Here is a 25,626-nt window from a genome sequence, read left to right as displayed (position 1 = left end):
CCTCGGCTCCGGCCGCCGGGGCGGCCGCGCCGTTCTTCCCGGGCGCGGACGGCGCGGGCGTGCCCGCGGGCGCCGCGGACTGGTCGGGCTTGGCGGCCGGTGGTACCCCCGGGCGTTCGGCCCTGGGGGCGAGTGGCTGGGCCTCGTCTGGCAAGAGGGCTCCTCGTGCGCGATCCGGGTCCCCGGTCAGGTTCCGGAAACCCCATGGTAGCGATCCTGGGCTCGGGTCTCGCCTCCGGCCGGTGGGACGGCCGTCCACGGGAGGAACGCGTGAGGCGGGCCGCGGATTCCTCCGGGGCCCGCCTGCGCGGTGTCGTACGGCGTGCCGGGCGGTGCCGGGCGGGTGGCCGTCCGGGGCTCAGACCGTGAGCAGCGCCTCCAGCGGGGCGCCGTCCAGAGCCGGTTCCAGGCGGGCGCGGCCGTTCAGGAAGCCGAGCTCCATGAGGACGGCGACACCGGCGACCCGGGCGCCGGCCCGGCGGATCAGTCGCAGCGATGCCTCCGCGGTGCCGCCGGTGGCGAGGACGTCGTCGATGACCATGACGCGGTCGTCCGGCGTGAGGTCCTCGGCGTGCACCTCGATCTCGGCGGAGCCGTACTCCAGGTCGTACGCCTGGGCGAGGGTCGCTCCGGGGAGCTTGCCCGCCTTGCGCACGGGGATGAAGCCCAGTCCGGCGCGGACCGCGGCGGGGGCGCCCAGGATGAAGCCGCGGGCCTCCAGGCCGACGATCTTCGTGGCGCCGTTGCGGACGCTGATGTCGGCCAGTGCGCCGGTCAGGGCCGTGAACGCCGCCGGGTCCGCCAGGAGCGGGGTGATGTCCTTGAACACCACACCCGGCTCCGGGTGGTCGGGCACGTCACGGATCCGGCTGAGCAGCAGCCCGGGGAGGTCCGCGGGTCCGGTCATCGGCGCTTGCCCGAGGGACGGCCGCGGCCCCTGCCCCGCGACGACGGCTGGGCGCGCTGGGCACGGGGGCCGACGACGGCGGGTGTCGCGTCCTCGGGGCCCTCGGCGTCCTCGGCGTCCTCGGCGTCGCGGTCGCCGTACGTCCGCTCGACGACGGGGGTCTCCAGGGACTCGCCCTTCGCCGCGGCGGCGGCCCGCTTGGCCAGGATGCGCTTCCTCAGTGCCTTTATCTGCGGCTCGCGCTCCTTGAGGTCGGCGACGAGCGGCGTGGCGATGAAGATCGAGGAGTACGCGCCGGCCGCGAGGCCGACGAACAGCGACAGCGAGATGTCGTTGAGCATGCCGGCGCCGAGGACACCGCCGCCGATGAACAGCAGGCCGGCCACCGGGAGCAGGGCGACCACCGTGGTGTTGATGGAACGCACCAGCGTGCCGTTGATCGAGCGGTCGGCGATCTCGCTGTAGGTCCAGCGGGTCTGCTTGGTGATGTCCTTCGTCTGTTCCTTGAGGCTGTCGAAGACGACCACCGTGTCGTAGAGCGAGTAACCGAGGATCGTGAGCAGGCCGATCACGGTGCCCGGTGTCACCTCGAAGCCGACCAGGGCGTAGACGCCGACCGTGATGGTGATGTCGTGGATGAGCGCCACGAGCGCGGCCACGGCCATCCGCCATTCGAAGGCGATCGCCAGGTAGATCACGACCAGCACCATGAAGATCGCCAGGCCCTGCCAGGCCTTGTTGGCGATCTGGTCACCCCAGCTGGGGCCGACCAGGTCGGCGTTGATCTTCTCCGGGTCGGTCTTGAGGTCCTCGGCGAGCGTTTCCTTGATCTGGTCGGACTTGCCGGTGTCGACCCCGGCGACCTGGATGCGCAGGGCGCCGTTGCCGAGCTTCTGGACGATCGCGTCGTGGCCGGAGGCCTCTTCCGCGTACTCCTCGGCCTGGCTGACCGAGACGCTGGTGCGCTCGGTGGTGAAGACGGCGCCGCCCTGGAACTCGATGCCCATGTTCAGGCCGCGCACCGCGAGGCCGGCGATGGCCACGACGGTGATCAGGATCGAGACGCCGTACCAGATCCAGCGCTTGCCGACGAAGTCGTAACCGATCTCGCCGCGGTGGAGCCGGGCGCCGAGGTTGCCGAGTTTCGACATCTCACGCCTCCTTCGTGTCGACGGGGGCGGACACACGACGGGTGCGGCGCAGCGGCGGCTGGACGCCCAGTCGCTTCGGGTCGAGGCCGGACCAGCTGTGGCCCTCCGCGAAGAACTTCTTGCGGGCGAGGATCGTCATCAGCGGCTTGGTGAAGAAGAAGACGACGACCACGTCGAGCAGGGTGGTCAGCCCCAGTGTGAAGGCGAAGCCCTGAACCTTGCCGACGGTGACGACGAACAGCACCGCGGCGGCGAGGAACGACACGAAGTCGGAGACCAGGATGGTACGCCGGGCCCTCGGCCAGCCGCGCTCGACCGCCGGGCGCATCGAACGGCCCTCGCGGATCTCGTCACGGATGCGTTCGAAGAACACGATGAACGAGTCCGCCGTGATGCCGATGGCCACGATGGCGCCGCAGACCGCGGGCAGGTTCAGCGCGAAGCCGATGGTCGGGCCGAGCAGCGACATGATCGCGTAGGTCAGGGCGGCGGAGACCAGCAGCGAGGCGATGGCGATGAGCGACAGGCCCCGGTAGTAGACCAGCAGATAGATGACGACCAGGGCCAGGCCGATGGCGCCGGCGATCAGACCGGCCTCCAGCTGCTCGCCGCCGAGGGCCGCGGTGACGGTGGTGACGCTCGCCTCGGTGAAGGTGAGCGGCAGCGCGCCGTACGACAGCATGTTCGCCAGGTCCTGCGACTCCTGCTGGGTGAAGCTGCCGGAGATCTCCGCGGTGCCGCCGGTCAGCGCCTGGCTGACGTACGGGTCGGAGACGACCTCGCCGTCGAGGACGATGGCGAACTGGTTCTGCGGGGACTGGTTCTGCGCGAGCTTGCCCGTGATGCTCGCGAACTTCTTGCCACCCTTGTCCGTGAAGTCCATGGTGACTTTCCAGCCCGCGGCACCCTGGGTGTCGAACACGGCCGAGGCCTTGTCGACGTCGGTTCCCTCGACCTCGGCCGGGCCGAGGATGTACTTCTGCCACTGGCCCTGCGCGTTCTGGCCGCAGGCCACGGTCGGGTCCCCGGCCTTGACGCCGTCACCGACCTTCGCGCGGACGGTCTGCTTCGTGCAGTCCAGCGCGGTGTACTGGGCCTGGAGCTCGGCGGTCGCGGGGTCGGCGCTCGCGGGCGGCGGGGCGGACGGGCTGGCGGGGGCGGACGCGGAGGCCGAGGCGCTGTCCGTCGCCGAGGGAGTGGGGTCGGCCTTCAGCGCGTCGGTGACGGCCCGGCCCTGCGAGGTGGCGGAGGCGGAGGGCGACGAGGAGGAGGTGGCTTTCTCGCCCTCCTTGTCCGACCCCTTCTCCTTGTCCGAGCCGGCGGAGGGGCTGCCGGAGCCGCTCGGCGAGGGCGTGGCCGCGGGGCCGCCGGAGACCTCGGTGGTCAGGACGGGGCGGAAGTAGAGCTTGGCGGTGGTACCGACCTGTTCCCGGGCCTGCTTGGAGTTCGTGCCCTTGGGAATGTTGACGATGATGTTGCTCTCGCCCTGGGTCTGCACCTCGGCCTCGGAGACGCCGAGACCGTTGACCCGGCGTTCCATGATCCCGACCGCGGTGTTCATGTTGGTCGGGTTGATCGCGTTCTTCTGACCGGGTTCGTTCTTCGCCTGGAGCGTGATGCTCGTACCGCCGGCGAGGTCGATGCCCAGTCGCGGTGTCGTGTGCCCGGAGGCGAACATGCCGCCGGTGAGCGCCACGATGGCGATCAGGATCAGGGCCAAGGTGCGCCCCGGCCTGCCCTGGGTGCCCTGTCGGCCCTTCTTGGGTGCTGCCACCTTCTCGTTCTCCCTCTTCGTCCGCCCGGTCTCTGGGTACCTGCGCGGACGGGCGTCAATTGGTGTCGGGGGTCTCCCGCGGGCTCACGCGTCCAGGGGACCGCGGCGCGCGGACGGCGCACTCCGCGGTCCCCGGCCGTGACTACTTCGCGTCGGACTCGCCGTCGGACTTCTTCAGGTCTGCGCCCTCGGTCCTGGTCGGCTCCTTCGGCTCCACGACGGCGGACTCGTCGACGGGCCGGACCACGGGCTCGTCGGCGGGTTCGACGACGGGGGTGACGGGCGTCTTGCCCAGGTCGACGGCCTTGCCCTCGGAGGCGTCGGCGGGCTCGTCCGTCCCGGTGAGGGAGGAGGCGTCGTCCGGCACGACCGACTCGTCGGACTTCAGGTCGTGCTCGATGCCGTGGACGATGCGGTTGTACTCGTCGTCGCCGAGGACCGCGCCGATGGCGTTCTTCGCGAAGAGCAGGTCGACGCCCGGGCCCGCGTCGAGGAGGACCGTCTCGTCGTTGACCTCCTTCACCGTTGCGTACATGCCGCCGATCGTGCGGACGCCGGAGCCGGGCTGCATGTCGTCGCGCATCTGCGCGGCCGCCTGCTGTTTCTTCTTGGCCGACCGGGTCATCAGGAACATGGCCCCGATGAGCACGATGAACGGGAGGAGGGTCACGAGACTCACGGGTCGGACTTCCTTCATTCGACCGCGAGGTGAGCGGCCTGTTGGATGGGGGTGAGGTGCGTCGCCGGCAAGGGCGGCATCGGCGGAGTCTAAGCGAGTCCGCCGTCAAGGAACAACGCCCAGCATGGCACCGGGGTTCCTGACCTGACGAGCCCCCTCGCCGTCACGCCCCGAACAGGTCCTGTTGTCCGTTTCCACCGGCCGGCGGCCGGGGCGGTACGAGGCCGAGATGCGCCCATGCCGCCGGGGTCGCCACCCGCCCGCGCGGCGTACGCGCCAGCAGTCCCTCCCGGACGAGGAAGGGCTCGGCGACCTCCTCGACGGTCTCCCGCTCCTCCCCCACGGCGACGGCGAGCGTGGAGAGGCCGACCGGCCCGCCGCCGAAGAGCTTGAGCAGCGCTTCGAGGACGCCGCGGTCGAGGCGGTCGAGCCCGCGGCTGTCCACCTCGTACACGGCCAGGGCGGCTCCGGCGATCTCCTGGGTGATGACGCCGTCGGCCTTGACCTGGGCGTAGTCGCGGACGCGGCGCAGCAGACGGTTGGCGATACGGGGCGTGCCGCGGGAGCGGCCGGCGATCTCGGCGGCGCCCTCCGCGTCGATCTCCACGTCGAGCAGGTGTGCGGAGCGGTGGATGACGCGCTCCAGTTCGGCCGGCTCGTAGAACTCCATGTGGGCGGTGAAACCGAAGCGGTCGCGCAGCGGTGGCGGCAGCAGGCCCGCGCGGGTGGTGGCGCCGACCAGGGTGAAGGGCGGCAGTTCGAGCGGGATGGCGGTGGCGCCGGGCCCCTTGCCGACGATGACGTCGACGCGGAAGTCCTCCATCGCCATGTAGAGCATCTCCTCGGCGGGCCGCGACATGCGGTGGATCTCGTCGAGGAAGAGGACCTCGCCCTCCTGGAGGGAGGACAGGATCGCCGCGAGGTCGCCCGCGTGCTGGATGGCGGGGCCGCTGGTGATGCGGATCGGGGCGTCCATCTCGGCGGCGATGATCATCGAGAGGGTGGTCTTGCCCAGGCCCGGGGCCCCGGAGAGCAGCACGTGGTCGGCGGTGGCACCGCGGGCGCGGGCGGCGCGCAGGACGAGGTCGAGCTGTTCGCGGACCTTCTCCTGACCGATGAACTCGCCGAGGTCCTTGGGGCGCAGGGCGGCCTCGACGGCCTGTTCCTCGCGGTCGGTGGACGCGCCGACGAGCCGCTCGGGGCCGGCGTCGTCGCTCGTGTCGTCCCAGTTCATTCGGTGTGCCTCGCGGTGTAGTGGTTCCAGTACTTACGGGCGTGCCCCGTGGGGGCGCGGGTAACTGCGCGACCTGGGGGCACCTCCCGGCCGAGGGCCGGGGGACCACGACGCACCCGCGGCTTCACGACGCCTCCCCCGGCGGGGATCAGCGCGCCCGGTTGAGCGTCTGCAGGGCGGCCTTCAGCAGGGGGCCGACCTGCGGGGCCGGGCCGGCCGCCTCCGCCTGCGGGGCGACGGCGGTGACCGCCTCGTCGGCCTCCCGTGTCGCGTACCCGAGTCCGATCAGCGCGGCGTGCAGCTGTTCGCGCCATCCGGCGGCGACGGGCCTGCCGACGGCCGGCCCACCGGTGCCGAGGGGCTCGCCGAGCCGGTCCTTGAGTTCCAGGAGCAGCTTCTGGGCACCCTTCTTGCCGATGCCGGGGACGGCGGTGAGGGCCTTCTCGTCGCCCGTGGACACCGCGCGGCGCAGGGCGTCGGGGCTGTGCACGGCGAGCATGGCCTGCGCCAGCCGCGGGCCCACACCGCTGGCGGTCTGGAGCAGCTCGAAGGTCTGGCGCTCGTCGTCGTCGGCGAAGCCGTACAGCGTCAGCGAGTCCTCCCGGACGACCAGGGAGGTGGCGAGCCGGGCCTCCTTGCCCATGCGCAGACCGGAGAGCGTGTCGGGGGTGCACTGGACGGCGATGCCGACGCCGCCCACCTCGACCACCGCGGAGTCGGGGGCGAGCGCGGCGACCGGGCCGCTGACGAAGGCGATCATCGGGTGACCTTCCGGCTGGAGACCTGGGCCTGGCGGTGTGCGGCCTGCGCCTGCTGGAGGCGGTTCACAGCCGGGGCGCGCCAGATGTGGCAGATGGCGAGGGCGAGGGCGTCCGCGGCGTCGGCGGGCTTCGGGGGCGCGTCGAGCCTGAGCAGCCGGGTGACCATGGCACCGACCTGGGCCTTGTCCGCGCGACCGCTGCCGGTGACGGCGGCCTTGACCTCGCTGGGGGTGTGCAGGGCGACGGGGATGCCGCGCCGGGCCGCGCAGAGCATCGCGACGGCACTGGCCTGGGCCGTGCCCATCACCGTACGGACGTTGTGCTGGCTGAACACCCGCTCCACGGCGACGAATTCGGGACGGTGCTCGTCGAGCCACCGCTCGATGCCCTGCTCGACGGTGACGAGGCGCTGTCCCAGCTCCGCGTCCGCGGCCGTGCGGACGACACCGACGCCGAGCATGGTGAGCGGCCGGCCCGCCACGCCCTCGACGACACCGACACCGCACCGCGTCAACCCGGGGTCGACGCCCAGTACCCGCACCCGGTCCCTCCTCGCTCTCCCACGGCCGTCGCGGCCGCCGTGACCACCGCGGCCGTCACTGGGAGGTTCCCAGTTCGTGCAGGCTATCGGGTGCCACCGACAACGCCTTCCGGCGCGGGCCCCCGACAGGGCGACGGGCCGGCGGGACATGTCCCGCCGGCCCGTCGGGCCCCTGCCGCGCGCGGCTCGCGCCCCGCGGCGGCGTTACGCGTCGACCTTCTCCATGACCTCGTCGCTCACGTCGAAGTTGGCGAAGACGTTCTGCACGTCGTCGCTGTCCTCCAGGGCGTCGATGAGCTTGAAGATCTTCTTGGCGCCCTCCTCGTCCAGCTCGACCTGCATGGTCGGGACGAAGTTGGCGTCGGCGGAGTCGTAGTCGATGCCGGCCTCCTGGAGCGCGGTGCGCACCGCGACCAGGTCGGTGGCCTCGGAGAGGACCTCGAAGGAGTCGCCGAGGTCGTTGACCTCCTCGGCCCCCGCGTCGAGGACGGCGCCCAGGACGTCGTCCTCGGTCAGCTCGCCCTTGGGGACGATGACGACGCCCTTGCGGTGGAAGAGGTACGAGACGGAACCGGGGTCGGCCATGTTGCCGCCGTTGCGGGTCATGGCGACGCGGACGTCCGAGGCGGCGCGGTTGCGGTTGTCGGTGAGGCACTCGATGAGCACCGCGACACCGCTCGGGCCGTACCCCTCGTACATGATCGTCTCGTAGTCGGCGCCGCCGGCTTCGAGACCGCCGCCGCGCTTGATCGCGGAGTCGATGTTCTTGTTCGGGACCGAGGACTTCTTGGCCTTCTGCACCGCGTCGAACAGCGTCGGATTGCCGTCCAGGTCGACGCCGCCCATGCGCGCCGCGACCTCGATGTTCTTGATCAGCTTCGCGAAGAGCTTGCCGCGCTTGGCGTCGATCACGGCCTTCTTGTGCTTCGTCGTAGCCCATTTAGAGTGGCCGGACATCTGCCTGTCTCCTTCGCGTAACCCATCCCGTACGAACCCGCCCGGACTTCGAGAGTCCAGGGACCCCCAGATCCTACAAGGACTCCGCCGTCCGGTCCGCGCGCACCATGTCGACAAACAGGCGGTGCACGCGGTGGTCGCCGGTCAGTTCCGGGTGGAACGACGTGGCGAGCGCGTTGCCCTGGCGCACGGCGACGACGTGGCCGCCGTGCTCCGCCAGCACCTCGGCCCCGGCGCCCACCGACTCGACCCAGGGGGCGCGGATGAAGAGGCCCTCCACGGCGCCGCCCCCGACGCCGCGCACGTCGACCCGCGCCTCGAAGGACTCGTTCTGCCGTCCGAAGGCGTTGCGGCGCACGATCATGTCGATGCCGCCGATGGTCTCCTGGCCCGAGCGCGGGTCGAGGATCTTGTCGGCGAGCATGATCATGCCCGCGCAGGTCCCGTAGACGGGCAGGCCGGCCCGTACGTGTGCGCGCAGCGGTTCCATCAGGCCGAAGAGGACGGCCAGTTTGGAGATGGTGGTGGACTCGCCGCCGGGGACGACCAGGCCGTCCACGTCCGCGAGTTCCTCGGGGCGCCGCACCGGCCTGGCCACGGCGTCCGCCGCGGCCAGGGCGACGAGGTGCTCCCGTACGTCGCCCTGGAGGGCCAGGACGCCTACGACGGGGGTGTTGCTCATCTGCGGGGTGCCTGCCTCGTGTACGTGGTGCCCCGGGGGGGCCGGTCGGCGTCCGGGACCCTCACCAGCCGCGGTTGGCGTAGCGCTCGGCCTCGGGGAGGGTGTCGCAGTTGATGCCGACCATCGCCTCCCCCAGGTTGCGGGACGCGTCCGCGACGACCTTCGGGTCGTCGTAGAAGGTGGTGGCCTTGACGATGGCGGCGGCTCGCCTGGCCGGGTCGCCGGACTTGAAGATGCCGGAGCCGACGAAGACGCCCTCGGCGCCGAGCTGGCGCATCAGGGCGGCGTCGGCGGGGGTGGCCACACCGCCCGCGGAGAACAGCACGACGGGGAGCCTGCCGAGGTCGGCGACCTCCTTGACGAGTTCGTACGGGGCGCGCAACTCCTTGGCGGCGGCGTACAGCTCGTTGTTGTCGTAGCCGCGCAGCCGGGCGATCTCGTTCTTGATCCGGCGCAGGTGGCGCACGGCCTCGACGACGTTGCCGGTGCCGGCCTCGCCCTTGGAGCGGATCATGGCGGCGCCCTCGGCGATGCGGCGCAGGGCCTCGCCCAGGCCGGTGGCACCGCAGACGAAGGGGGTCGTGAACGCCCACTTGTCGGAGTGGTTGACCTCGTCGGCGGGGGTGAGGACCTCGGACTCGTCGATGTAGTCGACCCCGAGGGACTGCAGGACCTGTGCCTCGACGAAGTGGCCGATGCGCGACTTGGCCATCACCGGGATGGAGACGGCCCCGATGATGCCCTCGACCATGTCCGGGTCGGACATCCGGGCCACGCCGCCGTCCTTGCGGATGTCGGCCGGGACCCGCTCCAGGGCCATGACGGCCACGGCGCCCGCGTCCTCGGCGATCTTCGCCTGCTCGGGCGTGACGACGTCCATGATCACGCCGCCCTTGAGCTGCTCGGCCATGCCGCGCTTCACGCGCGCGGTGCCGGTGGCGGGGGTGTCGGCGGGCTGGGCGGGGTTCGGGAGCGTGCTGGACACGGGTTGACCTCACTCGGTGGAAGAGGGTTTCTGCAGACACCGAGGAAACGCCCGCGGAGCAGGCCACAGCAAGGGCCAATGAGGAGCCGGTGGCTCGTTCTGGCGGCCACTGCGCACATTCTCCCTGCTCAGGTGGCTCACGCGGGGGGTACGGGGTCCGCCCGCGGGTGGACCCGGACTACGTCCCGGGGCGGTCCGCCAGTGCCGTCGGCGGCTCGTCGTCCATCTCGAAGGCCAGGGGGAAGGGCGCGTGTCCGGCCAGCCGGAACCAGCGCACCGTGCGGTGGCGGCGCAGTGCGCGGGCCGCCCGTACGGCGTCGTTGTGGAAGCGGCGGGCCATCGGCACCCGGCGGACCGCCTGGGCGAGTTCGCGGGCGGCGTCCTCGCCACCGGGGGCCGCCCGGACGGCCTCGACCTGCTCGGTCTCCCCGAAGACGGCCCGCAGGGCCTGGCTGAGGTCGCTCTCGGCGACCTCGCGGTGGTCCTCCTCAGCCTGCCGGGCCGCGTGCGCCGCCTCGTAGAGCACCATCGAGGCGGCCGGATCGAGCACTCCGGCGGTGGCCAGCTCCTGCGCCACCGAGGCGCGCCGCAGGAGCTGCGCGTCGAGGGCCGCGCGCGCGGCGTCGATCCGCGCGTGCAGCCGGTCGAGCCGGCCCGCGGTCCAGCTCAGATAGAGGCCGATCGCCGCGAGGGCGACCACGATCCAGATCAGTGTGGAGGTCACGGGCGCACAGGTTACCGGTGGGGGCGCGGCCGTCCGGTGCGGCATCGTGGCCCGGGAGTCGGGGGGCACGGGAGCGGGCCTGCCGGGTGCGGGCCGGCGGGGGCTTGTCGCGCAGTTCCCCGCGCCCCTGGAAAGCCGGCTTCGCCGTGCCCCCTCCTCCCGGACGGACCGGCGCGGCCCGCGGCCCTCAGTCCCGGGCCAGGCCGAAGCGGGACAGGAGGCCGCCCGGTACCGCCGGGTCGTCGGCCGCGGCCACCGCCGCCGCGCCGTCGGTGACCGTCTCGTACACCGACAGGATGTCCGCCCCGACCGTCGACCAGTCGAACCGCCGTACGTGCGCGCTCCCCCGCGCGCGCAGCTCCGCGCGGCGTGCCGGGTCGCCGAGGAGCCGTACCGCCGCGTCGGCCAGCGCGTCCGCGTCCTCGTTGGCGAACAGTTCGCCCGCCGCTCCCTGGTCGAGGACCTGCGCGAACGCGTCGAGATCGGAGGCGAGCACGGGCGCGCTCGCGGACATGGCCTCGACCAGGATGATCCCGAAGCTCTCCCCGCCCGTGTTGGGCGCCACGTACACGTCCACGCTGCGCAGGAACCGCGCCTTGTCCTCGTCGCTGATCATGCCGAGGAACTCGACGCGCGGGCGCAGCTCGGCCGGGAGCTTCTCCACGGCCTCCTTCTCGTCACCGCGCCCGGCGACCAGGAGCCGGGTCCCCGGCCGCTCGGCGAGGATCCTCGGCAGCGCCTTCATGAGGACCGGCAGACCCTTGCGGGGCTCGTCGATACGGCCCACGAAGCCGATGGTGCCGCCCTGCCACTCGGGTCTGGGCGCGGCCTTCGCGAAGAAGTCGACGTCGACGCCGTTCGGGATGACCACGGCGTCGCCGCCCAGGTGCTCGACGAGCGTGCGCCGCGCGTACTCGCTCACCGCGATCCGCGCGCTGATCTTCTCCAGGGCGGGCTGCAGGATCGGATAGGCGGCGATCATCGCCCGGGAGCGGGGGTTCGACGTGTGGAAGGTGGCGACGATCGGCCCCTGCGCCGCCCAGCAGGCCAGCAGGCCGAGGGAGGGCGAGGCCGGCTCGTGGATGTGGATCACGTCGAACGTGCCGTCGTGCAGCCAGCGGCGCACCCGCGCGGCGGACAGGAACCCGAAGTTGAGGCGCGCGACCGAGCCGTTGTACGGCACCGGTACGGCGCGGCCCGCCGAGACGGCGTACGGCGGGAGCGGTGTCCCGTCGTCGGCGGGGGCGAGGACGGACACGTGGTGCCCGAGCGCGATGAGGTGGTCGGCCAGGTCGCGGATGTGGAACTGGACCCCCCCGGGGACGTCCCAGGAGTACGGGCAGACGATGCCGATCCTCACGACCGCTCCCCGGGCCGTACCGGCTCGTCCCGCTCCCCCGGCCGGGCCGGTTCGTCCCGCGGTCCGGACACCGGCTCCCCGCCGGCCGCCTCCGCGGGGCGCTCCCCGCCGGCCGGCGCCGGGCGGGGTTCCAGATCGGCGAGCCACAGTCGTTGCAGCATGTGCCAGTCCTCCGGGTGGTCGGCGATCCCCGTGGCGAAGGCGTCGGCCAGCGCCTGCGTCATGACAGACGTCTTCTCGGCCCGGGTGCCTGACGCGGGGACCTCGACGGGCGGATGGATCCGGCCACGCATCACGGGTGACTCGTCGTACCACAGCGTCACGGGCAGCAGCACCGCGCCGGTGTGCTGGGCGAGCAGCGCCGGCCCCGCGGGCATCCGGGTGGTGTCCCCGAAGAAGTCGACCTCGACGCCGGTCGCGGACAGGTCGCGCTCGGCGACCAGGCAGACCAGCCCGCCGCCGCGCAGCCGCCGGGCCAGGGTGCCGAACGCGGCGCCCCCGGTGTGCGGCAGCACCTCCATGCCGAGTCCCTCGCGGTACGCCACGAACCGGTCGAACAGCTTCTCCGGCTTGAGGCGCTCGGCGACCGTCGTGAACGGGATGCCCAGCGCGGTGGTGGCCCAGGCGCCCGCGAGGTCCCAGTTCCCCAGGTGCGGCAGCGCGGCGACGACCCCCCTGCCCGACGCCAGCGCCTCGCGCAGATGCTCCTGGCCCTCCGGTTCGAAGCCGTTCCTGATGCGCTCCTCGCTCCAGACGGGCAGCCGGAACGACTCCATCCAGTAGCGCAGGTACGAGCGCATGCCCGCGCGGGAGAGTTCCGCGAGCCGCTCCGGGGTCGCGTCGGGCAGCACGCGCGCGTAGTTGGATTCGAGGCGCCGTACGGCCTTGCCGCGCCGCTTCCAGGCGATGTCGGCGACGGCCCGGCCCAGGCGTACGGCCACCGGCTCGGGGAGCATCTTCACCGCTCCCCACCCGGCGGCGTACACCCCGTACGTCAACCGGTCCCGCAGACCGCTCACGAGGTGGCCCCGCTGCTCCGCGAGGTGTTCCCCGGCGCGTTCCCGGAGGCGTTCCCGGACGCGCTCCCGTTGGTGCTGCCGGACGTGCCCTCCGGCGGGGCGGCGGCGGCCGCGTCGGCCTCGGCGGACTCGCGGCGCACCGTGACGACGCGCTGGACCAGCGTGACGACGCTGCCCGCGGCGACGATCCACAGCGCGATGGGCAGCAGCACGTCGATACCCGGCACGCCGAACTTGTGGAAGCCCGCCAGACCGGCCGCGACCAGCGAGATCACCAGGCGCTCGGCGCGCTCCACGAGGCCGTTGACGGCGACGGGCAGGCCGATCGACTCGCCCCGCGCCTTGGTGTACGACACCACCTGGCCGCTGGCGAGACAGAAGATCGAGACCGCGCACAGGACGTTGTCGTCGCCGCCGCCCGCGTACCAGAGGGCGAACCCGCCGAAGATCGCGCTGTCGGCGACCCGGTCGAGGGTCGAGTCGAGGAAGGCGCCCCAGCGGCTCGAACGGCCGAGCTGGCGCGCCATGTTGCCGTCGACCATGTCCGAGAACACGAAGAGCGTGATGACGATCGTGCCCCAGAAGAGCTCACCCCGGGGGAAGAAGACCAGCGCTCCCGCGATCACTCCGGCCGTGCCCAGGACGGTGACCGTGTCGGGACTCACCCCCCGGCGGATGAGAAACGCGGCGAACGGTGTGAGGACACGCGTGAAGAATGCACGCGCGTACTTGTTCAGCATGGCCTTCCCGAGGGTCGGTGTGGCCGGGCGGCCCCTGCTGGCCGACCGGCTGGCCCATCGTAGCCACGCGTGCGCGTGTGCGACGCCCGGGCACCCGCCCCCCGTGTCACGTCCTGGTGACGCCCGGGCGCCCGCTCGCCCGTCCTCCCCGTGCCGCGTCCGGGCATCGGCACGATCGCGTCCGGTGTATGGACGCACCGTGACCCGGGTGCAAAGCTCGATGGCACCGCGGGCGTCATCGGAGCCGCCGTACGCGGATCCACACGCCCGCGCCCACAGTGACCTCACCGTGCACGGGAGGCAAGTCCATGGGCGACAAGGCGAACGCACATCCCGGAGCCGCCGGCAGGGCTACGGCGGCCGACCACCCCGCGTCCGTACGGAATGTGGTGCTGGTCGGCCACAGCGGATCGGGCAAGACGACCCTGGTGGAGGCTCTCGCGCTGACGGCGGGCGCGGTGAACAGGGCGGGCCGTGTGGAGGACGGCGGCACCATATCCGACTACGACGAGATCGAGCACCGCCAGCAGCGCTCGGTGCAGCTCTCCCTGGTCCCGGTCGACTGGGACGGGTACAAGATCAATGTGCTGGACACCCCCGGGTACGCCGATTTCGTCGGCGAGTTGAGGGCCGGTCTGCGAGCGGCGGACGCGGCCCTCTTCGTCGTCTCGGCCTCGGACGGCGTGGACGGCTCGACGCGCATGGTGTGGGAGGAGTGCGCGGCGGTCGGCATGCCGCGGGCCATCGTGGTCACGCACCTGGAGTCGGCGCGGGCCGACTTCGACGAGATGACCCGGGTCTGCGCGCGGGTCTTCGGCGGGGACGACCCCGACGCCGTGCTGCCGCTGTACCTGCCGCTGCACGGACCCCAGGGGCCCGACGGGCACGCGTCGGTGACGGGACTGATCGGGCTGCTCTCGCGGCGCCTGTACGACTACGCCTCCGGGGAGCGCAAGGAGTCCGAGCCGGGCCCCGAGCTGCTGCCGGTCATCGAGACGGCCCGCAACCGGCTCATCGAGGGGATCATCTCGGAGAGCGAGGACGAGACCCTCATGGACCGGTACCTCGGCGGTGAGGAGATCGATCCCGAGACGCTCGTGCGGGACCTGGAGCGGGCCGTCGCCCGGGGCGTCTTCCATCCGGTGCTGGCCGCCGCGCCCGCCGCCGAGGGCGCCCGTCAGGGGCTGGGCACGGTGGAACTCCTCGAACTGATCACCGGTGGCTTCCCCACCCCGCTGGAGCGCGAGGCACCGGCGGTCACCACCCCGGACGGCAGGACCCGCCGGATCGAGGCGTGCGACCCGGACGGGCCGCTGGTCGCCGAGGTCGTCAAGACCGCGTCCGACCCGTACGTGGGCCGGGTGTCGATGGTGCGGGTGTTCTCCGGGACGCTGCGGCCCGACGAGACGGTGCACGTCTCGGGGCACGGCCTGGCCGACCGCGCGGGGCACGGCCTGGCCGACCGCGGTCACGAGGGCCGCGCCCTCCATCAGGTGGACGAGCGCGTCGGCGCGCTGTCCGCGCCCTTCGGCAAGCAGCAGCGCGGTCTCACGCACGCCATCGCGGGCGATCTGGCCTGCGTGGCCAAGCTGAGCCGGGCCGAGACGGGGGACACGCTCTCCGCCAGGGACGACCCGCTCCTCATGGAGCCGTGGGAGATGCCCGATCCGCTGCTGCCGCTCGCCATCCAGGCGCACAGCAAGGCCGACGAGGACAAGCTCTCGCAGGGCCTGGGCCGGCTGGTCGCCGAGGACCCGACGATGCGCCTGGAACAGAACCAGGACACCCACCAGGTCGTCCTGTGGTGCCTGGGCGAGGCGCACGCCGACGTCGCCCTGGAACGGCTGCGCAGCCGGTACGGCGTCCAGGTCGACGTGGTGCCGCACAAGGTGTCCCTGCGGGAGACGTTCGCCGCACGGTCGGCGGGGCGCGGGCGCCATGTGAAGCAGTCCGGCGGGCACGGGCAGTACGCGATCTGCGAGATCGAGGTGGAGCCGCTGCCCGGCGGCTCCGGCATCGAGTTCGTCGACAAGGTCGTGGGCGGGACCGTGCCGCGGCAGTTCATCCCTTCGGTGGAGAAGGGGGTGCGCGCCCAGGCCGCCAGGGGGGTGGCCGCGGGCTACCCGCTCATCGACGTGCGGATCACGCTGCTCGACGGCAAGGCGCACTCCGTGGACTCCTCGGACGCGGCGTTCCAGACCGCCGGCGCGCTCGCCCTGCGGGAGGCCGCGGCCGGCGCGAGGATCCACCTCCTGGAGCCGGTCGCGGAGGTGACGGTCCTGGTGGGCGACGAGTACGTGGGCCCGGTGATGAGCGACCTGTCGGGGCGGCGCGGCCGGGTCGTCGGCACCGAGCAGGCGCCCGGCGGCCGGACCCTGGTACGGGCCGAGGTGCCGGAGATCGAGATCGGGCGGTACGCGGTCGATCTGCGCTCCGTCTCGCACGGCACCGCGCGTTTCCACCGCGCCTACGCCCGGCACGAGCCGATGCCGCCGCAGTTGACCGACCGGATCCGTGAACAGGCCCAGGGAAAAATCTAGTTGATCTCCCCTCCGGGCGGCGGACGGCCCCGGCCGTCCGCCGACGGATGCCGGCCCGTGCCGATACCCTGGGAACCTGATCAAGACGATGACCTGATCAACAGGTGTGCGGGGCACGGAAGTCGGGAATGCCGCAGCAGCGGGGCACGGCGGCGATGGGGGCGGCAATGGCGGACGAGGGATTCGATTTCAGGCCCGGGGCGCAGGTTCCGCTCTCGGGTTCCGCGGGACAGACGGCGGCGACGTTCGCCCTGGCCTCCGCGGCCTACCGGGACAGTCCCGTCGAAGCGATCCTCGACGCGAACAACGAGTGGCACAAGTCGAGCGTCTCGCCGGGCCGCAAGTGGGCCTCGATCTTCAAGCCGAACCTGGGCGAGGCATTCTCGCGTGCCGTGCAGCTGCGGATGCTGGGCGGCGGCCGCGGCGCGCTGATCCAGTCCTTCGGCATCGAGCCGCAGGTGGTCGTCGAGCACTGCCTGGCGGCGAACCGCATCCGCAAGGAGCGGGACAGCTGGCTGACGGCCGTGATGGTGCTGACCGGGCTGATCTTCCTGCCCGGTCTGCTCGTCTGGCTGCTGGTCTTCCAGATCCGCAGGTCGACCGCCAGGTCCGAGGACAAGCGGGCCGGTGTCCTGGGCACCACGATCCTGGTCGGGGTGGGCGCCCTGGCCGTCCTCTTCCTGCTCAAGATGCCGTTCACCGGCTTCTGGGCCTGGTACGGGCGCGCCGCGGTCGTCGCGCCCGTCCTCGGCTGGATGTGGGCGAAGCAGCTCTGCGAGCGCACCGCCCATGATCTGCGGGACCGCTGGAGCAGCCTGCTGGCCGGCGGCGGCATCGGCGCCAAGATCCCCGAGGCGGTGCCCGGCAGCCCCGGCGAGACCGCGGCCGAGCAGCTGCGGCAGAGTCTGGCGCGACTGGGCGCCGAGCAGCAGTCCAACTCGATCTTCTACGCGGGGCCCAAGGGAATACTCGGCATGGGCACGCGCTGGGGCAGCTGGCAGCTCGCCGAGGACCTGGTGCCGGCCGATCCGACCAAGGAGATCCATCCGTTCCGCAGCTGGGACGTCATCCGGTCGATCCACGACCAGCTGCGCATGCTGGAGCGCGGTCCGCTCAACACCGGCGGCTTCCCGGCGGCGTCGATAAAGCACTGGGTGGTCACGCCGATCGGGGAGAACGCCGGCTCGGTGTCCCGGCCGGGCGGCACCGACGTGGAGGCGTACCAGATCAAGCCGCACAAAATACAGGAGATCTGCAACAAGCAGCAGTTCGGCAGCGGTGACCGGCACTACCTCGGGGTGCAGTGGACGCTCTGGGACGGCCAGCTGGTCATCACCATGCTGATCACCGTCACCGTGCTGCACGAGACGCTGCGCATCGAGGTCACCGGTCATGCCCTGGGGCCGGTGCACTCGCTCTTCACCAGCGGGCCCGCCGCCAGGACGAAGACGGTCCCGAAGACGGTCAGGTTCTGGGAGACCAAGACGCAGAAACTGCCGCTGATCGACGCCGACGAGGTCGTCCGGCTCGCGGTGCGCGCGCCCTTCACCTGGTATCCGCCGATCCTCGACTGGCTCGGCGGCAAGCTGACCCTGCCGGAGCCCTTCGGGCTGCGCCACGCCTGGGCGTCCAAGCCCTGGCGGCACCGCTTCATGGCCGACGACGCCCTGCGCGCCGCGACTCCCGTGCTGCGCGTGGTGCACGCGGCGGCGATCCGGGTGCTGAACGACAACGGCGTCGACACCACGAAGTTCGGCAGCCGCTCGTCCTCCCTCAGCACGGCCGTCCAGGACGTCTCCCCCAGGAAGGCGGACCTGTACGACGCGTAGGCGTCCACGTCGCGCGGACCCCCGCGCGACGTGACCGTACGCCGTGTCCGCACCCCCGGGCCGCCCTCCGCGTCGCCCCCGGGCCGCCCGCGGGGCGCGGAAGCGGAGGCGCGGGACGGATGGGGTCCGGCACCGGAGGCCCGGCTCCGGAAGCCCGGCTCCGGAAGCTCAGGCGGAGGGCCAGGCTTCCGCGAGCATCTTCCGGGTGTCCGCGAGCAGTTGCGGCAGCACCCGGGTGTGCCCGACCACCGGCATGAAGTTGGTGTCGCCGCCCCAGCGGGGCACGAGGTGCTGGTGGAGGTGGGCCGCGATACCGGCTCCCGCGACCGAGCCCTGGTTCATCCCGATGTTGAAGCCGTGCGCGCCGGACGCGGTCCGCAGCGCGGTCATCGCCTGCTTGGTCAGCTCGCCGAGCTCGGCGGTCTCCGCGGCGGTCAGGTCGGTGTAGTCCGCGACGTGCCGGTAGGGCACGACCATCAGGTGCCCGCCGTTGTACGGGTACAGGTTGAGCACCGCGTAGACCTGCTCGCCGCGCTTGATGACGAGCCCGTCCTCGTCGGATTTCGCCGGAATCGAGCAGAAGGGGCAGCCGTCGCCCGCCCCGGGGCCGGTGGGCTTGTTCTCACCCTGGATGTACGCCATCCGGTGGGGCGTCCACAGGCGCTGGAACGCGTCCTGTGTGCCGACTCCGATCTGCTGCTCCGGCTCACTCGTCATGCCATGCAGCATATGGCTTCGCCCGTTCACGGCGTGTCGGCGGGTGCCGCGTGCGGCGGCCCCCGGACGTGGCGGAACCTCTGCCGCCCGGTGTCCCCGGGACCGGCCGGCGCCCGCCACGGTCCCGCCGCGCGCCTGCGGACGAGCGACCGGGAGATCCGCACCGGATGCGGGGACTCCCGCGTGGGACGACCGGGGGACGCCCGTGGCCGGATCGCCGGGGACCCCCGGGGGCTGAGCCTCCCGGGGGTTCTCGGTGCCCGCCTCCGGGCCCACGGNCCCCGGGGGCTGAGCCTCCCGGGGGTTCTCGGTGCCCGCCTCCGGGCCCACGGGGCCACGAGGGCCCACGGGGCCACGAGGGCCCACGGGGCCACGAGGGCCCACGGGGCCCAGTGAGGCGTACGGACGTGTGCGGGCCGTACGGACGGGCCCCGCACGGGACCGGCACGGACCGGTCAGACCTGCGTCCGCTCCTCGACGACCTTCGCGATCTTCGCGATGGCCTCGTCGAGCGGGATGCCGTTCTCCTGGGAGCCGTCGCGGTAGCGGAAGGAGACGGCGCCGTTCGCCATGTCCTCGTCGCCCGCGATGACCATGAAGGGCACCTTCTGCTTCTGCGCGTTGCGGATCTTCTTCTGCATGCGGTCGGAGGACGAGTCGACCTCGACCCGCAGCCCCTTCCTCCTCGCCTCGGCGGCGAACGCGTGCAGGTGGTCGATGTGCGCGTCGCCGATCGGGATGCCGACCGCCTGGACGGGCGCCAGCCACGCCGGGAACGCGCCCGCGTAGTGCTCAAGGAGGACCGCGAAGAAACGCTCGATCGAGCCGAAGAGCGCCCGGTGGATCATGACCGGCCGCTGCTTGGACCCGTCGGGGCCGGTGTACTCCAGGTCGAAGCGCTCCGGCAGGTTGAAGTCGAGCTGCACGGTCGACATCTGCCAGGTCCGGCCGATCGCGTCCTTGACCTGGACGGAGATCTTCGGCCCGTAGAAGGCGGCGCCGCCCGGGTCCGGGACCAGCGGGATGCCCTGCTTCCCGGCCACCTGCCGCAGCGTCTCGGTGGCCTCCTCCCACACCTCGTCCGAGCCGACGAACTTCTCCGGGTCCTTGGTGGACAGCTCCAGGTAGAAGTCGCTCAGGCCGTAGTCGCGCAGCAGGTTCAGGACGAAGGTGAGCGTCTTGTCGAGCTCCTCCGCCATCTGCTCCTTGGTGCAGTAGATGTGCGCGTCGTCCTGCGTGAAGCCGCGAGCCCGGGTCAGGCCGTGCACGACGCCCGACTTCTCGTACCGGTACACGGTCCCGAACTCGAAGAGGCGCAGCGGCAGTTCGCGGTAGGAGCGGCCGCGCGCGTCGAAGATCAGGTTGTGCATCGGGCAGTTCATGGGCTTGAGGTAGTAGTCCACGCCCTCGTCGAGCTGCATGGGCGGGTACATGCCGTCGGCGTACCAGTCCAGGTGGCCCGAGGTCTCGAAGAGCTTCCCCTTGGTGGCGTGCGGGGTGTAGACGAACTCGTAGCCCTCCTCCTCGTGCCGGCGGCGCGAGTAGTCCTCCATGACCCGGCGGACGACGCCGCCCTTGGGGTGGAAGACGGCGAGGCCGGAGCCGATCTGCTCGGGGATCGAGAAGAGGTCCAGCTCGTTGCCGAGCTTGCGGTGGTCGCGCTTCTCGGCCTCGGCGAGGAAGTCGAGGTGCGCCTTCAGCTCCTCCTTGGAGGGCCAGGCGGTGCCGTAGATGCGCTGGAGCATCGGGTTCTTCTCGCTGCCGCGCCAGTACGCGGCGGCGTTGCGCATCAGCTTGAACGCCGGGATGTTGCGGGTGGTCGGCAGGTGGGGACCGCGGCAGAGGTCCTTCCAGCACAGGTCACCGGTCTTGGCGTCGAGGTTGTCGTAGATGGTGAGCTCGCCGGCGCCCACCTCGACGTCCGCCCCGTCGTCGCTGGAGGCGGCGCCCTTGAGCCCGATCAGCTCCAGCTTGTACGGCTCGTCGGCGAGCTCCTCGCGCGCGGCCTCGTCCGTGACCACACGGCGGGAGAAGCGCTGGCCGCGCTTCTGGATCTCCTGCATCTTCTTCTCGACGGCCTTGAGGTCCTCGGGCGTGAACGGCTTCGCCACGTCGAAGTCGTAGTAGAAGCCGTCCTTGACCGGCGGTCCGATGCCGAGCTTGGCCTCGGGGAACAGCTCCTGCACGGCCTGCGCCATCACGTGCGCGGTGGAGTGGCGCAGGATGTCCAGACCGTCCTCGGAGGAGATCTGCACGGCCTCGACGGTCTCCCCGTCCCTCGGCTCGTACGCGAGGTCCTTCAGCTCGCCGGCCACCCGGGCCGCGACGACGGTGCGCTCACCGGCGAAGAGCTCGGCCGCCGTAGTGCCCGTCGTCACCACGCGCTCTTCCCGCTCGGAATCGCGTTGGATGATCACACGGACGTCTGACACCGGGCTCTCCTGCCTGAAGGGAACGCGCGCGGCCGTCTGTCGCACGCGCAATACACAGGCGATCGTACCGAGCCCGGGGCGCCCCTCGCGAAACGGTTAACCCTCTTCCTCCCCGAAGGGCCACCCGGGGGGGCGGGCCGGACCCCGCCGGAACGGGCCGGACCCCGCGGGAACAGGCCGGACCCCGCGGGAACAGGCCGGAGCCCTCAGTCGCCGCCGCACGCCTCCCCGAAGAAGTCGAGGTTCTCCTTCAGCGACTTCTTCAGCCGGTCCCGCTCCGCCTCGTCCACCTGCACGGGCACGACCCCGGACGCCCCGGTCAGCCGCCGGAACCCCCCGCGGCTCTCCAGGCGCCCGTGCACCCGCACCGGCAGCCCGACCAGATGGGCGTGGACCGCGATCCGGTACGCCTCCTCGTCGAGCGTCATCCGTACGTGCGGCACCTCCGCCCCGGCCAGCACCCGCAGCCGTACGGTTCCGTCGCCGCGCGGGCCCGGCCTGCGCATCCGCACCACGGCCCCGGTGAGGCGCACGGGCACGGCCGGCTCCTCGCGCAGGTAGCGGGCGGCCGCCGCACGGAGCGCGGGCAGGTCGCCGGGCGAGAACCCGACCGGTTCCGCCGTCGCCGCGCACCCGTCGGGGACCCCGGCGGCGGGCGCCCACCGGACGGCGACCGTGGCTCCCTCCGTACCCCTCACCAGGGTCATGAGGGCTGCCGTGAGCTCATGGCTGACGCCCGCCCCGACCGCGCCGTCGAAGGCGTCCGGGGAGCCGGTGGCGCGCTGGTAGTCGACCGCCTCACGGGCCGCGTGCAGCGCCTGGTGCAGCCGGACCGCGAGCGGCCGGCCGGTGGACACCGGCACGAAGGCGGTGAGCTGCCGGCCACCGGGGGCGGCTCCGACGAGCACGTCGTCCAGGGAGGCGGCGGCGGGCCCGCGGTGGCGGGCGCCGTAGTACCCGGCGCGTCCGCGCACGGCGAGGGCGCCCGCGAGCAGCATTTGCCGCGCCGCCGTGCGGAGGCGCTCCTCGACGGTCCACGGCGAGGCGCCGACCGGCCCCGTCGGCACGTCGCGCCACCAGCGGATCTCGTCACTGGGCACGGCGAGGCCCAGCAGGACGTCACGCGCGGCGGGCGAGCCGCTGCGGAACAGCGCGACGAGGGCCTCCCCGAGGAGGTCCTCGCTGTCGGGGAACGCCCGGCTCTCGGGCACGAGCAGGCTGGTGCCCGAGCCGCCGGGCCCGGGCGGGGTCCAGCGGCCGTACCGTCCGGGTGCTCCGCCGCGGCGCTGCCAGCCGTGCCGGTGCAGCAGCGCGCCGAGGACGGCGGGGTCGACCTGGTCGGGCCGGGGCGGCCGGTCCCACAGGTCCGGCGGTTCGACGGGATGGGGCCTGACGGGGCGCAGGGGTTCGCCGGTGGGGCGGTGCGTCACGGTCTGCCTCCCGTACCGACGCGCGTCATGATCTCGCAGAGTGCCCTGTCGTCGAAGACCCGCGAGGTCGGTATCCGCACGGTGGTCCTGCGCCGGCCGGTGATCCGGTGTCCGGCGAGGTTGATCCAGTAGCAGCAGTGCCGCAGGTCGAGGCGGTCGTGGCCGGCGCGCAGCCAGTCGTCCTGCGATCTGGGCACGAGCATCACGACCAGGACCTTGTGGACCGAGACCGGGGTCCGGGCCAGCTTCTCCAGGTGGGCGTTGTCGAGCGTGAAGGAGAAGGCGGTGCCCGGGGGGTTCGCCGGGATCTGGTACGTGCACTTGAGCTGCACCTTGATGGTGACTTCGTCGTCGACCGTGTGCCCGGGGGCGCTGTGGCTGACGTGCCAGTCGATGCCGTTGTCCGGGAAGGGCTGGGAGAGGGAGCACCCCGCGGCGGCCGCCACCGCGTGCAGATAACCGACCTGCAGGGTCTCCATGCAGGCCGTGGTGGCCAGTGAGCCGCGATGCGGTGCCGTCCGCCGGGGCAGCAGCCCGCCCTGCTCGGGCTGCGCGAGCGCCATGTCCAACAGCCTTCCGAATCCGGTGAATTCCCGCGACGGGTCGCTGATCTGCAAGGACCCCTATCTCTGTTGTCTCCTTCCGGCGTACGGCGCAAACAGTGCGGGTATCACAAAAAGGGCAGGGGACGGCGCGTCAACTGCCGAAGGTGGACGAGGAGTTGTGTGCGCATGACGTGCTGGTACGAAGGCCCTCTGACCGCGTTCGACACCGAGACGACCGGTGTCGACGTCGAGACCGACCGGATCGTGTCGGCCGCCGTCGTCGTCCAGGACTCCCCCGGCAGCCGCCCGCGCGTGCGCCGCTGGCTGGTGAATCCGGGGGTGCCGGTGCCCGAGGGCGCCACGGCGGTGCACGGACTGACGGACGAGCACCTGCGGCACAACGGCCGCTGGCCGTCGCCGGTGATGGACGAGATCGTCAGGGAACTGGCCGAGCAGAGCGCGGCGGGACGTCCGCTCGTGGTGATGAACGCGCCCTTCGACCTGACGCTGCTCGACCGGGAGTTGCGCAGGCACCGGGCGTCGTCGCTGTGCCACTGGTTCGAGGCCGTACCGCTGCTCGTCCTGGACCCGCGGGTCCTCGACAAGCACCTGGACCGCTACCGCAAGGGCCGCCGCACCCTCGGCGACCTGTGCGCGCACTACGAGGTGGAGCTGGCGGAGGCCCATGACGCGGCGGCCGACGCGCTGGCGTCCCTGGAGGTCGCACGGGCGCTCGGGCGCCGCTTCGCGCTCCGGCTGGAGCGGCTCTCGCCGGCCGAACTGCACACGCTCCAGGCGGTCTGGCACGCCGCGCAGGCCCGCGGTCTGCAGGCGTGGTTCGCCCGCAGCGGAGTGGAGGAGTCGGTGGATCCGGCCTGGCCCCTGCGGCCCGAGTTCCGGGCGGCGGCCTGAGTCCCGGGCGTGCGGAAGGCCGGCCCGTCTGCGACGGACCGGCCTCTCCCGGTGGGCGATACTGGGTTCGAACCAGTGACCTCTTCGGTGTGAACGAAGCGCTCTCCCACTGAGCTAATCGCCCGGGAACGCACCGAACAATACAGGTCTCCGTGCGTTTCCTTCAAACCGCTCCGCTGTTCCCTGTTCCGTTCCCGCTTCCGTTCGCGGTTCCGTTCCCGCTTCCGTTCGCGGTTCCGTTCCCGCTTCCGGTTGCGCGGAGGTGGGCCGCCAGTCCCCGGCGTCCCGCCCGCATCATCAGCGCGTGGTTGGCGCGGAACGCGGGCCGTCCCGGTACGGCGAGCCGCCGCAGCAGCGGTTTGGTCACCCGGACCTCCTGGTCGTAGCGGGCGAGGGTGCCGCGCCCGTCCGGGACGACGGTCCAGCGCGCCCAGCCGTCCACGTCACCGGTCATCGAGGTCTCCAGGATCCCGGCCGCCCGGTCACGGCGCACCTCCCGGGCGGTGAGGACCAGGTCGTACGGCAGCACCGAGCGGATGCGGAGCACACCGCTCAGCGCGTCGAGACGCGTCACCTCACGCACCTGCGGCCACCACCGCGGATAGCCCTCGGGGTCGGCCAGCACGTCGTGGACGCCGTCGGGCGGTGCGTCGAGGCTCCACAGGCTGCGGAAGCGGTAATGCGTCCAGTCCATGCGCTTCATGGGGCGAGTCTGCCCACGGGCGACACGTCCATGGCCCGGGGTGGGCGGGGCTCCCCCGGGCCGGGCCGGGGACATGAGTACGTCCTGAGTATCCGCGCTCATGTCCCGCGGGGGTGGGGCGGACCACACTCCGGGGTATGACGAACATTCCGCCGCCCGCCGAGGAGTTGCGGATCCTCGACCAGGAGCTGTGGCGGCTGGACGCCCGCAGGGCCCAGCTGCTGGCCCGCCGGGCCTGGCTGCTCGACGCACTCCGGCCGGCCGGGCCCCGGGCGGTTCGGCCCCAGGCCCCCGCCGGATGGCCGGCCCCCGCGCCCGCCTCCCGGCGGCCGGAGGCCTCGGCACCTGGCGTGCAGAACGCGCTGCTCGTCCTCGGCGGTGTCCTGCTGACCGTCGCGGCGATCGCGTTCACCCTGGTCAGCTGGGGGGACATGGGCATCGCCGGACGGGCGACCGTCCTCGGCGCGGTCACCGCGGCCGCGCTCGCCGCGCCCGTGCCGCTGCTGAGGCGCGGGCTCCGCTCGACGGCGGAGTCGGTGGCGGGCCTCGGTCTCGCGCTGACGGTGCTCGACGCGTACGCCCTGTACGAGGTCGCGTTCTCCGGCCTGGACGGCACGGGCTGCGCGGCGGCCGCGTCGGCCCTGCTCGCCGTGGTGTGGACGGCGTACGGCCGCGGTCTCGGCGCCCTGCGCCTGCCGCTCCCGGCGGCCGTGGCGGCGGCCCAGTTGCCGCTGTCGCTCTGGGCGGCGGCGGCCGGCGGCGACCACCACACGATCACGGCGGCGGTACTGGCGACGGCCGCGTTCGACGCGGCCGTCGCCCTCTCGGTGTCCGTGCCGGCCGTACGGGCCGTCGCCGCCGTCGGCGCGTACGGGGCCGGCGCCTGGGGCGTCCTGGCGGCCGGCGTGCTCATCGGCGAAGCCACCGGTCCGGGCGCCGCCACCCGTGCGGCGGCGCTCCTCGCCCTCGCCGCGGCGATCGCGCTGGGGGCGGCACACCGTGCC

General features: G+C 72.5%; 21 protein-coding genes, 1 tRNA gene and 2 pseudogenes. 4 read left to right on the top strand and 20 right to left on the bottom strand.

What is annotated here, in order from left to right:
* Positions 1 to 358 precede the first annotated feature (358 nt).
* The 14 genes from KM933_RS35780 to pgsA all read right to left on the bottom strand — a co-directional run bounded on the left by KM933_RS35780 (position 359) and on the right by pgsA (position 13,514).
* Complete coding sequence (locus KM933_RS35780; RefSeq protein WP_221360697.1) at positions 359 to 907, bottom strand: adenine phosphoribosyltransferase; 549 nt, start codon at positions 905 to 907, stop codon at positions 359 to 361.
* Entirely contained in the window at positions 904 to 2,058 is a 1,155-nt protein-coding gene (gene secF, locus KM933_RS35775) for a protein translocase subunit SecF (protein ID WP_221360695.1), read from the bottom strand. Before secF ends, KM933_RS35780 begins: the two co-directional genes overlap by 4 nt.
* Before the next feature lies 1 nt (position 2,059).
* Positions 2,060 to 3,832 carry a protein translocase subunit SecD gene (secD, locus tag KM933_RS35770; RefSeq protein WP_221360693.1) on the bottom strand — a complete coding sequence of 591 codons (1,773 nt, stop codon included), beginning with the start codon at positions 3,830 to 3,832 and terminating at the stop codon, positions 2,060 to 2,062.
* A 142-nt stretch (positions 3,833 to 3,974) separates the two neighbouring features.
* Positions 3,975 to 4,511, bottom strand: a complete 537-nt coding sequence (gene yajC / locus KM933_RS35765; protein WP_221360690.1) for a preprotein translocase subunit YajC — start codon at positions 4,509 to 4,511, stop codon at positions 3,975 to 3,977.
* A 163-nt stretch (positions 4,512 to 4,674) separates the two neighbouring features.
* Positions 4,675 to 5,745 carry a Holliday junction branch migration DNA helicase RuvB gene (gene ruvB, locus KM933_RS35760; RefSeq protein ID WP_221360689.1) on the bottom strand — a complete coding sequence of 357 codons (1,071 nt, stop codon included), beginning with the start codon at positions 5,743 to 5,745 and terminating at the stop codon, positions 4,675 to 4,677.
* A 148-nt stretch (positions 5,746 to 5,893) separates the two neighbouring features.
* Entirely contained in the window at positions 5,894 to 6,505 is a 612-nt protein-coding gene (gene ruvA, locus KM933_RS35755) for a Holliday junction branch migration protein RuvA (RefSeq protein WP_221360680.1), read from the bottom strand.
* Positions 6,502 to 7,047 (bottom strand): crossover junction endodeoxyribonuclease RuvC, encoded by a 546-nt coding sequence (ruvC, locus tag KM933_RS35750; RefSeq protein WP_221360678.1) that lies wholly within the window; start codon positions 7,045 to 7,047, stop codon positions 6,502 to 6,504. Before ruvC ends, ruvA begins: the two co-directional genes overlap by 4 nt.
* Before the next feature lie 204 nt (positions 7,048 to 7,251).
* A complete protein-coding gene (locus KM933_RS35745; RefSeq protein ID WP_221360676.1) occupies positions 7,252 to 8,004 on the bottom strand; it encodes a YebC/PmpR family DNA-binding transcriptional regulator in 753 nt (250 codons plus the stop codon).
* Between the two features lie 73 nt (positions 8,005 to 8,077).
* Complete coding sequence (gene pdxT / locus KM933_RS35740; RefSeq protein WP_221360674.1) at positions 8,078 to 8,686, bottom strand: pyridoxal 5'-phosphate synthase glutaminase subunit PdxT; 609 nt, start codon at positions 8,684 to 8,686, stop codon at positions 8,078 to 8,080.
* Between the two features lie 61 nt (positions 8,687 to 8,747).
* Positions 8,748 to 9,671: a pyridoxal 5'-phosphate synthase lyase subunit PdxS gene (pdxS, locus tag KM933_RS35735; protein ID WP_221360673.1), complete on the bottom strand. Its 924-nt coding sequence runs from the start codon at positions 9,669 to 9,671 to the stop codon at positions 8,748 to 8,750.
* A 178-nt stretch (positions 9,672 to 9,849) separates the two neighbouring features.
* Complete coding sequence (locus KM933_RS35730; RefSeq protein ID WP_221360670.1) at positions 9,850 to 10,395, bottom strand: hypothetical protein; 546 nt, start codon at positions 10,393 to 10,395, stop codon at positions 9,850 to 9,852.
* 187 nt (positions 10,396 to 10,582) lie between these two features.
* On the bottom strand, positions 10,583 to 11,755 hold the full coding sequence (locus KM933_RS35725) for a glycosyltransferase family 4 protein (protein WP_221360668.1): 1,173 nt from the start codon (positions 11,753 to 11,755) through the stop codon (positions 10,583 to 10,585).
* Positions 11,752 to 12,711 carry a phosphatidylinositol mannoside acyltransferase gene (locus tag KM933_RS35720; RefSeq protein ID WP_430727414.1) on the bottom strand — a complete coding sequence of 320 codons (960 nt, stop codon included), beginning with the start codon at positions 12,709 to 12,711 and terminating at the stop codon, positions 11,752 to 11,754. Before KM933_RS35720 ends, KM933_RS35725 begins: the two co-directional genes overlap by 4 nt.
* A 59-nt stretch (positions 12,712 to 12,770) precedes the next feature.
* The gene (gene pgsA / locus KM933_RS35715; protein ID WP_260334666.1) at positions 12,771 to 13,514 is read right to left on the bottom strand and encodes a phosphatidylinositol phosphate synthase; all 744 of its coding nucleotides are present in this window, start codon (positions 13,512 to 13,514) and stop codon (positions 12,771 to 12,773) included.
* Between the two features lie 308 nt (positions 13,515 to 13,822).
* Between pgsA and KM933_RS35710 the strand changes: the two genes are divergently transcribed.
* A complete protein-coding gene (locus KM933_RS35710) occupies positions 13,823 to 16,054 on the top strand; it encodes an elongation factor G-like protein EF-G2 (protein ID WP_221360664.1) in 2,232 nt (743 codons plus the stop codon).
* Between the two features lie 155 nt (positions 16,055 to 16,209).
* A complete protein-coding gene (locus tag KM933_RS35705; protein WP_221360709.1) occupies positions 16,210 to 17,883 on the top strand; it encodes a hypothetical protein in 1,674 nt (557 codons plus the stop codon).
* 168 nt (positions 17,884 to 18,051) lie between these two features.
* Here KM933_RS35705 and KM933_RS35700 read toward each other — a convergent pair whose 3' ends face one another.
* The 4 genes from KM933_RS35700 to KM933_RS35685 form a co-directional block, all read right to left on the bottom strand.
* Positions 18,052 to 18,612: an HIT family protein gene (locus tag KM933_RS35700; protein WP_221360661.1), complete on the bottom strand. Its 561-nt coding sequence runs from the start codon at positions 18,610 to 18,612 to the stop codon at positions 18,052 to 18,054.
* A gap of 443 nt (positions 18,613 to 19,055) precedes the next feature.
* A complete protein-coding gene (gene thrS / locus KM933_RS35695) occupies positions 19,056 to 21,032 on the bottom strand; it encodes a threonine--tRNA ligase (RefSeq protein WP_221360659.1) in 1,977 nt (658 codons plus the stop codon).
* 206 nt (positions 21,033 to 21,238) lie between these two features.
* Positions 21,239 to 22,462, bottom strand: coding sequence for a hypothetical protein (locus KM933_RS35690; RefSeq protein ID WP_221360657.1), 1,224 nt, complete (start codon positions 22,460 to 22,462; stop codon positions 21,239 to 21,241).
* Positions 22,459 to 23,025 carry a DUF4365 domain-containing protein gene (locus KM933_RS35685; RefSeq protein ID WP_221360655.1) on the bottom strand — a complete coding sequence of 189 codons (567 nt, stop codon included), beginning with the start codon at positions 23,023 to 23,025 and terminating at the stop codon, positions 22,459 to 22,461. Before KM933_RS35685 ends, KM933_RS35690 begins: the two co-directional genes overlap by 4 nt.
* A 168-nt stretch (positions 23,026 to 23,193) precedes the next feature.
* Between KM933_RS35685 and KM933_RS35680 the strand changes: the two genes are divergently transcribed.
* Positions 23,194 to 23,919 (top strand): 3'-5' exonuclease, encoded by a 726-nt coding sequence (locus KM933_RS35680; protein WP_221360646.1) that lies wholly within the window; start codon positions 23,194 to 23,196, stop codon positions 23,917 to 23,919.
* A gap of 52 nt (positions 23,920 to 23,971) precedes the next feature.
* Here the strand turns inward: KM933_RS35680 and KM933_RS35675 are convergent.
* Both KM933_RS35675 and KM933_RS35670 read right to left on the bottom strand, forming a co-directional pair.
* Positions 23,972 to 24,043, bottom strand: a tRNA-Val gene (locus KM933_RS35675).
* A 129-nt stretch (positions 24,044 to 24,172) separates the two neighbouring features.
* A pseudogene (locus tag KM933_RS35670) lies at positions 24,173 to 24,613 on the bottom strand (SRPBCC family protein); the annotation flags it as partial.
* Between the two features lie 146 nt (positions 24,614 to 24,759).
* Between KM933_RS35670 and KM933_RS35665 the strand changes: the two are divergent.
* Positions 24,760 to 25,626, top strand: a pseudogene (locus KM933_RS35665) (SCO7613 C-terminal domain-containing membrane protein); the annotation flags it as partial.

This window comes from Streptomyces beigongshangae, from assembly GCF_019710745.1.
GTDB lineage: Bacteria > Actinomycetota > Actinomycetes > Streptomycetales > Streptomycetaceae > Streptomyces > Streptomyces beigongshangae.
The sequence above is the reverse complement of the archived record's forward strand: the minus strand, read 5'-3'. Positions and strand labels throughout refer to the sequence as shown.